Origin of the sequence: Arsukibacterium perlucidum DSM 18276 (assembly GCF_000382165.1) — a bacterium.
GTDB classification, from domain to species: Bacteria; Pseudomonadota; Gammaproteobacteria; order Enterobacterales; family Alteromonadaceae; genus Alishewanella; species Alishewanella perlucidum.
In genome coordinates, this window is the sequence record NZ_KB907748.1 from 1 (window position 1) to 7425 (window position 7425).

The 7425-nt window shown below is 43.7% G+C and carries 5 protein-coding genes and 1 pseudogene; 2 read left to right on the plus strand and 4 right to left on the minus strand.

Features of this window, described 5'->3' with window-relative positions; genetic code table 11:
* Positions 1-56: 56 nt before the first annotated feature.
* A complete protein-coding gene (locus H141_RS0119000) occupies positions 57-1262 on the plus strand; it encodes an IS256 family transposase (RefSeq protein ID WP_019676638.1) in 1206 nt (401 codons plus the stop codon).
* A 756-nt stretch (positions 1263-2018) separates the two neighbouring features.
* Here H141_RS0119000 and H141_RS0119005 read toward each other — a convergent pair.
* Genes H141_RS0119005 through H141_RS0119020 form a run of 4 tightly spaced genes read right to left on the minus strand, consistent with a single transcriptional unit; the run spans position 2019 to position 7207 of the window.
* A complete protein-coding gene (locus H141_RS0119005) occupies positions 2019-2900 on the minus strand; it encodes a restriction endonuclease (RefSeq protein WP_019677859.1) in 882 nt (293 codons plus the stop codon).
* A 43-nt stretch (positions 2901-2943) separates the two neighbouring features.
* Positions 2944-4182 carry a GIY-YIG nuclease family protein gene (locus tag H141_RS0119010; protein ID WP_019677860.1) on the minus strand — a complete coding sequence of 413 codons (1239 nt, stop codon included), beginning with the start codon at positions 4180-4182 and terminating at the stop codon, positions 2944-2946.
* 1 nt (position 4183) lies between these two features.
* Complete coding sequence (locus H141_RS0119015) at positions 4184-6190, minus strand: DEAD/DEAH box helicase (RefSeq protein ID WP_019677861.1); 2007 nt, start codon at positions 6188-6190, stop codon at positions 4184-4186.
* Between the two features lie 36 nt (positions 6191-6226).
* Positions 6227-7207 carry a type IIL restriction-modification enzyme MmeI gene (locus H141_RS0119020; protein WP_019677862.1) on the minus strand — a complete coding sequence of 327 codons (981 nt, stop codon included), beginning with the start codon at positions 7205-7207 and terminating at the stop codon, positions 6227-6229.
* 2 nt (positions 7208-7209) lie between these two features.
* Between H141_RS0119020 and H141_RS0119025 the strand changes: the two are divergent.
* Positions 7210-7425 (plus strand): annotated as a pseudogene (locus H141_RS0119025) (hypothetical protein); the annotation flags it as partial.

A 7425-nucleotide genomic window follows, 5' to 3' on the forward strand; every position in this document is an offset into this window, starting at 1 on the left:
GGTAGTGTTCAAAATTCTGTGTCATTTCATTAAACTAAGCGAAAAAGAGATGACACATGACCAACCCAACTTTCGATATGCAAGCGGCCATTCAGGCATTACGTGATGGCAGAGGCTTGTCCGGTAAAGACGGTATCTTAACGCCGTTAATTAAACAACTGACAGAAGCAGCGATGCAGGCCGAGTTAGAACAGCACCTTGAGCAAGGTGAAGTGCCTAATCGCAAGAACGGCAGCTCAGCCAAAACCATGAAAAGTACCTCCGGCAGCTTTGAATTAAATACGCCGCGAGACCGTGCCGGTAGCTTTGAACCGCAAATCGTCAAAAAGCACCAGACCCAGTTAACCGACGAGCTGGAGCGTAAAATCATCGGCTTGTTTGCCCTTGGCACCAGCTATCAGGATATCCGTGCACACATCGAAGAAATGTACGGTATCAGTATCTCTAACGGAACGCTCAACGCCGTTACCGACAAACTGTTACCTGAGTTGCAAGCTTGGCGTGAGCGGGAACTAGACCCGATTTACCCCATCGTCTGGCTCGATGCCATCCACTACAAAATCAAAGAAAATGGCCGCTACATCAGCAAAGCCGTTTACACCATACTGGCGGTCAATGTAGAAGGCAAAAAGGAATTACTGGGCCTGTATCTGTCTGAGCACGAAGGTGCACATCACTGGTTAAGCGTGCTGACAGACCTGCATAATCGCGGTGTGAAAGACATCCTCATCGCCTGTGTTGATGGCCTCAAAGGCTTCCCTGAAGCGATTGAGAGTATTTATCCCAGGACCGAGATACAGCACTGCATTATTCACCAAATCCGTAACTCGCTTAAGTACGTGGCCAGCAAGAACCAGAAAGCCTTTATGGCGGATTTAAAGTGCGTGTACAAAGCCACCACGTTAAACGCCGCCGAATCAGCACTGGACGAGCTTGAGGCTAAATGGGGAGAGAAGTATCCGGTGGTGATTAAATCCTGGCGTAATAAATGGCAGACGCTATCAGCCTATTTTAAATACCCGGACTACGTTAGAACTGCCATCTACACTACGAATGCCGTAGAAGCCGTGCATCGCCAGTTCCGCAAACTGACCAAAACCAAGGGCGGATTCGCCAATGAAAACAGTTTGCTTAAGCTGCTCTATGCCGGTATCTTGCAGGCATCTGAGCGTTGGACCCACCCGGTGCAAAACTGGAATCTGACGCTGTCACAGCTGTCGATACACTTCGAGGGGCGTTTAGACGCTCATATTGACCTGTGATCAGGCTGACACAGAATATTGAACACCCTCGAAGTAAATTATCAATCTCGAATTTAAAAGTGCCGTATATCTTTGCGTTTCTTTGCTCAATTAGCTTTGGTAGCTTCTGTTTAGCTACTTCGTAACACCTTGCTTTGACGAACGCATCATTAACCCAACTTCGATTTGCCTTCCGAATTAATAAGCTACGTAGCTCTTCTAGTTCAACGTTCCAAGCCACCTTACTTATGTCAATTTCAACAACCTCAAAATCGAGTTGCGCAAACTTCTTTTTATCCTCGTTAGATTTTGCATTGGTAACATAAATTTCAATGCCAACTTGACGACCTGAAGCATCTGCTATTACAGAGTCGATAATAATATTGCCGAATCTTACTTCAGCTTCTGCTCTGCAAATTTTAATACGAGGTTCTAATTCATAGTAAGTTGATATAACTTCTTTTCCCATGCAATCAGCTCCCGAGGAAGAGCCATAATATCCAGGCAAAAGAATGCTTTGATTTTCAGATGCAAAGTCTGAAAGAATGGATTTCGCTACCTTATGAAGGACTGATTCGCCCTGACACACAGAGCCTTGCTCATGTCCAAAATATTCTATTTTCGATGACGATTCTGAGTTGTAAGCAATTAGTGGTTCACCGCAGTCAACACAATGGCAGTTACAAGCTTTTCCATTAGCGACCTGCTTAATGTGGCAATATTGCCCGACAGAATTTATTCCCCATGCAATCTTAGCAGCCATGCTGACGTCAAAAATTATATTGAGGTAAACCAATCTGGTTGCACAGTGACTTTCTCAACCATTTCAGTTTTAACACCCAGTGAAAGCTCTTTTAACTTATCCGCTAACATATCACCGTCAATGAGGTCAATCGGTGCGGCACCTACTCGGTTGGCTTCTTCGATAGCTGCACGTGTGAATGTGCCTGTAGTGATAAATAAGCCACGATCAGCAACACCTACAGTTGCCCCTCTGAAGTTACGGATCTCTGGTGCACCAACAGAACCTTGGTACTTTTTGCACTGAAAGGCAATATGAAAGCTCATTAAACCGTTAATGCGTGCAATGCCTTTACCATCAATGCCACCGTCACCAGTCCTACCGGTAACCTGCACATTTATAAAGCCAGATTCGCGCAGTAAACGCTGTGTAAGCCGTTCAAACGCGTCAGGTGTCATTTGGTTAATCAAAATATGATGAAGCTGCTCTCGCCATTCCAGCGCTTCTTCAGGCAGCTCGTCTTCAGGAATAACTTCTGCGCCAGCTGGTGTTACGGCTGTATCAGTTAAACGCCCCTGAACTAACCGTACAATATAATCAGGATCTACGGTGGAGTGCTCATGCCCTAAATCAGTTAATGCCCACACACCACGCGCTGAATTAAGTAGATAACCTGCTTGCCTTAAGTAAGTGCGCGCCCAAGCTAAACGATAACCAACTTCAGTCTGATTTCCGCGATCAGGGTTATGCAATACGCTAGAAAGTTCTTCAGAGAACCCCTCAAGCTCAATCACCTTATCTAGCAGCTCTGCATTAGATGCGGAGCCGCCTAGCTCACCCAATGCCCGCAGTAAAGGATTCATCAGCTGGTCATAAGTAACTGGGAAATTTTCCCTTGTTATCAAGTTATCCGGCACCCGTATACCCCTTATGTAACAATTCTTAAGTACAGTGTAACTATTACTTCGAAAGCACTTTTCCAGTGGTATTATCCAGCCGGTACTTCGAGATAGTCCCATCGACAATATATTGTATGACCGCTTGCACTGAAGATAGCGGAACGTTAAACCATTCTCTGGGAGTATACAGTTGCCCACTCTCACTTCTTAACGTTACGTTTAAACGCCTTGCTGCTAGAAATCCGTGCACCAATGCTTCTAATTTCTGTGCGTTTAGATTAAAACATTCAGTGGTTGCGACTATTCTCACTGGTGCTTCGAGAAAGGTACGATCTTTCTCAGCATTTTTAATCCGTTGTTCAACGGTAGTCTCGGTAAACCCTATCTTATAGAGATTATGTAGGTAAGGTACGAGAGCAGGATCATTGCTTTTAGTCGCTAAAACGTAGATTAATCCCGATGGTACTTGTGCATCAGATGGGACCAGCCTAGCCCCGCTCAATAACACTTTCCGACCCTCTTTATCGCGCACCAAGCCGTGAGTGAGTGACTGATACAACATGTTCATCTCAGTACCATTCTCAAAGACAATATGCAACCTGGCATTGTAGCTACTGTATTGCTCTAACCGCTCACCAGCTTTATGAACGTAGCCCATTACACCATTGAGAATAAAAAAGTCACCTTCGATGATTTTTAACTCATGCCTGAATCGTATCGTAGAAAACTCACCCGATTTTATCTGCCGATGCACTGTCGCAAATAGTGGCTCAAATCTTGGGAAGTCTGGGCAGGGCTGACGTTGAGCAATTTCATCAGGTTGTTCTTTCTTCTCCGCTTGAACATGCTGGATTGCAAAGATATCGGGTGCGTCAAAGTTCAGTAGATCATCATCATCGTCATTAAAGATGTCATCTAACGATTGTACTAACTCAGACTTGTCCAAATAGGCAGTTGGAGGTTCTTCAGCAACCAACCCGTCCAGAGCATATCCAGGCTTCATATCAAGAATACTCTGGCTATCTTTGGTACGCAGAGAATCCAGTAACGCGGGGTTAGCTTTAATATTCTTGTAGCGCCGTGCCAATAGTTTTTCAGCCATTGGGGCGTCAGCAGCCATGCTGGGCAACCTACCATGCTGTACATAGAAAGCTTCAATCTCAGCAAACTGATTACTAATTAGATCAACTGGCGCTGCCTTTTTCTTTAAAGGCACTACATCAAGCAGTTCGTCATCATCGCTGAGAATATCGTCTAAAGTTGCTTTCAGAACTAATCTGCTCGTTGAAAGGCGGATCATCCTAACCCTCCTGCTGCGCCATTCTTTGTTGCTTCATTTTACGGATAAATGCCAAAGCTTCTGCATACCGCACCTCTATTGGGTCACTAGAGTTTAGTGACGGCTCACGCTGGTGTTCACGAGTAAAAGCTTTAATTTTAGGCCATAGAATAACAGCCTCTTCCTCTGAAACCTGGGAGCGACCAGCACTAACAGTTTGCTGGATAGTCTTAAGCATTGCCGCATTCACAGTCTTAGATAAAATTTCATAAGCGCCGTGGAAAGGGTTTACTGCGTCGATCAAATCAATGTTCAAATTCTCAATATTGATGAATTTTTCACCCATCTTAAGAAACTGCTGGCCTGCAGCAGACTCACTCGAACGTTTACTATCATTACCATCATCGACATCAGCATCTTCAGGTAAGTCTTTACCATCAATCAAGCCACCGCTTTGACTAATCAAAATGCTCTGAAGCAGGCCCGAACGAACCTGTTCCAGCTCATCTTCGGTAAGGTCGGGGTATAAAGTTTGGATCACTGCTGGCAACGCTACTTGTGTAATAGCCTCAGTTGGCACAGATTCAGTAATTGCCTCTTTTACCAACTGCTCTTTGGCCATCAAGGTAGCAAGAATTTCACCTCGACCACCGTTTAATATATCGACTACTTTCTGCGAAACAGGTGTGGTAGTTGTGTCATCAATTAACACCGTATTGGCAGGTAACGGTCTACCATCCCACTGAGACCGGGGCTTAAATTGGATGCTTGGAGCCAAAATCTGCTCCATCAGAAGCGATGTGGTAATAGCCTTAAGCATATTATTTACTGACACTTTAACATCATCATCCTGGGCATCGGGCTGCGCAATCAGGTTGGTAAATTGTGCATGGCTTTTCCCTTTGCAATCACGTGTTGCCCGACCAATTATTTGCACAATTTCAGTCAACGAACTGCGATAGCCAATAGTTAATACGTGTTCACAATAAGGCCAGTCAAACCCTTCTTTTGCCATCCCAAGGGCGATAATAATATCCATCTCATCCGCAGATTTAATGTCACGTAGATACGCTTGCACTTTAGGCCTCTGATTAGCATCATCATTCACCAAATTGGCAACCTTAATGGTACGCCCTGTTTTGGTTAATATTTGATGAATACCAGTGATAGGGTCTTGAAATTGCCACTCACCCAAGACATCAAGAATGGCGTCTACCTCACCATGTTTGTCTTTTGTTGATTCACCGGAATTAACGTTAGGTATGTGGATTATCGTCTTCTTATGTTCATCTAATACCGTTGGCAACGCGTCAATATATTTGCCCTGATAGAAGTGATAACCGATACCTAATGACTTCAGATATTGATAACCATTGAGCTGCTCGTAGTAGGTGTAAGTAACTTTGGTAAAAAGCGCCTCATCTTCAGGCAATAAAATTGGAACTGTATCACCACGGAAATAGGAACCTGTCATAGCTATGATGTGCGCCGTAGTCTTTTTCATCAATGCATCGATTAACCCACCTAATCTGTTATCGCCATCGGCAGAAACGTGGTGAAATTCATCTATAGCGACCAAGCAGTTATCAAATGCATTTACATCTAGCTTTTCAAACGCAAAGCGCAGCGTGGCATGTGTACAAACTAGTACTTTGTCATCGCCATTCATAAAGCGCTGGAACAGATTTACCTTACCTGCTTCACCACCGTCCACACATAGGTTAAGTTCAGGCTTTACATTCCAGTCAGCAAAAAAACCATGCTCTGTAAGTTTCGTACTTTGAAACGAGCCTCCAATAGACTTTTCGGGCACAGCAACAATAACCTTGCGAACACCCTGATTAATCAGTTTATCAAGACCTAAAAACATTAAAGCGCGAGATTTACCCGATGCTGGTGGTGCCTTAATTAATAGATATTGGCTGTTTCGCTCGGCAAAAACACGGGCCTGCATTTCACGCATGCCCATATTATTCGAATGGGTGCTTTGACCGGTTTGCTGGTATGTGACATCTAACAGGTTACTCATCGTATATCCTTTACAATTTCAAATCTGAGCCATGTTTTAGCTTTTCTGTTTGGTATTTTGTTCAGCACTTTTTACCACTAACTCATATCTTGCTAGCAAAAAGCTAAGCCTGTCTGTTGCGTCTTTAAATGGTTTATCACGGTATAGCCTATCAACAGCCATATCTAATGCTTGATGGGCTTCAAGTAATGATGCTGGCATTTTGCTTGGGTCATATAACTGTGCAAGCGTAAGCCCGGGAAAATCCTCACGGGTAAGCAGGACAGCTTCCGCGAGCTGCTCTATTTGTTTTTGTTGTGCCTCAGAAACTGTAGGCCAAGGAAAAGGGTTGTATACCACTGAAGCTGAATATCGATAGTCACTTTTTAGTCTACCTGCTACTAGCCTCATCCAGTCGTTATGAAGTAAAGACGATAAAACGCCAAACTCGTAAAGCGTCCCCCCAGGAATTATGTAGTTAAGATTTGTAGAAACAACTTCTTGATCAAAAAGTCCTAATGGAACATAAGTTCGCTTACTTGAGGAAACGCTGGGTACTAATATGTACGTTGAAGACTCAGGATGACTGATAAATCCAAACAAATGCGGACTAGAAGCCAGTTTTCGAGTGGCATCCCTTTTACTAGATTGTCTCGCAGTTTTTACATTTTCGACTCTAAGTTTGACCATTGGCATACTTTGCAATTCTTGTTCAGAAATGTCATTTAGCCAAAGACACCAACGCTCTTTCCCATTAAGAAACTCTGATGCACCAATCACTTTTTTTAAATACTTATAAACGTTAGGTTCTTTCTTAAGAATTTCCTCATGCTCAGTTCTATCTAATAACAAATGACCACCATCATTCGGCATGCTTCCAAATAGCAAAGGGGGCACTTCACAAAGGGGTTTACTTGTAGCCTTAACAATGACCTTATTACTCTCGACTAGTCTGGGATTGATATTTTCAACTAGTTTACCTGACGAATCCCCACGAATGGCATAGATAAAACAAATAGTTAAAGGCGAAGGGAACATTCATGGCAGTTCCCGATCTGATCTTTCGCCAAAAACACCTAACCATGAATGCTGCCATGAATGTAAAAACAATGCTCGCCGATTTTCTCTCATTTGTCACCCCTAAAAGTATGCATAAAGCCAGACTTTCTGCGCTAAGTGCTGCTGCACAAAGCCTTATGAAAAAAGGCTGCTGCACGGTTACCGCTATTGGCCGTGAATATGAGAACCAAAATAAT

Coding starts and splice junctions, on each gene's coding strand:
- H141_RS0119000 (WP_019676638.1), top strand. CDS start 57: ATGACCAACCCAACTTTCGATATGCAAGCGGCCATTCAGGCATTACGT.
- H141_RS0119010 (WP_019677860.1), bottom strand. CDS start 4,182: ATGATCCGCCTTTCAACGAGCAGATTAGTTCTGAAAGCAACTTTAGAC.
- H141_RS0119015 (WP_019677861.1), bottom strand. CDS start 6,190: ATGAGTAACCTGTTAGATGTCACATACCAGCAAACCGGTCAAAGCACC.
- H141_RS0119020 (WP_019677862.1), bottom strand. CDS start 7,207: ATGTTCCCTTCGCCTTTAACTATTTGTTTTATCTATGCCATTCGTGGG.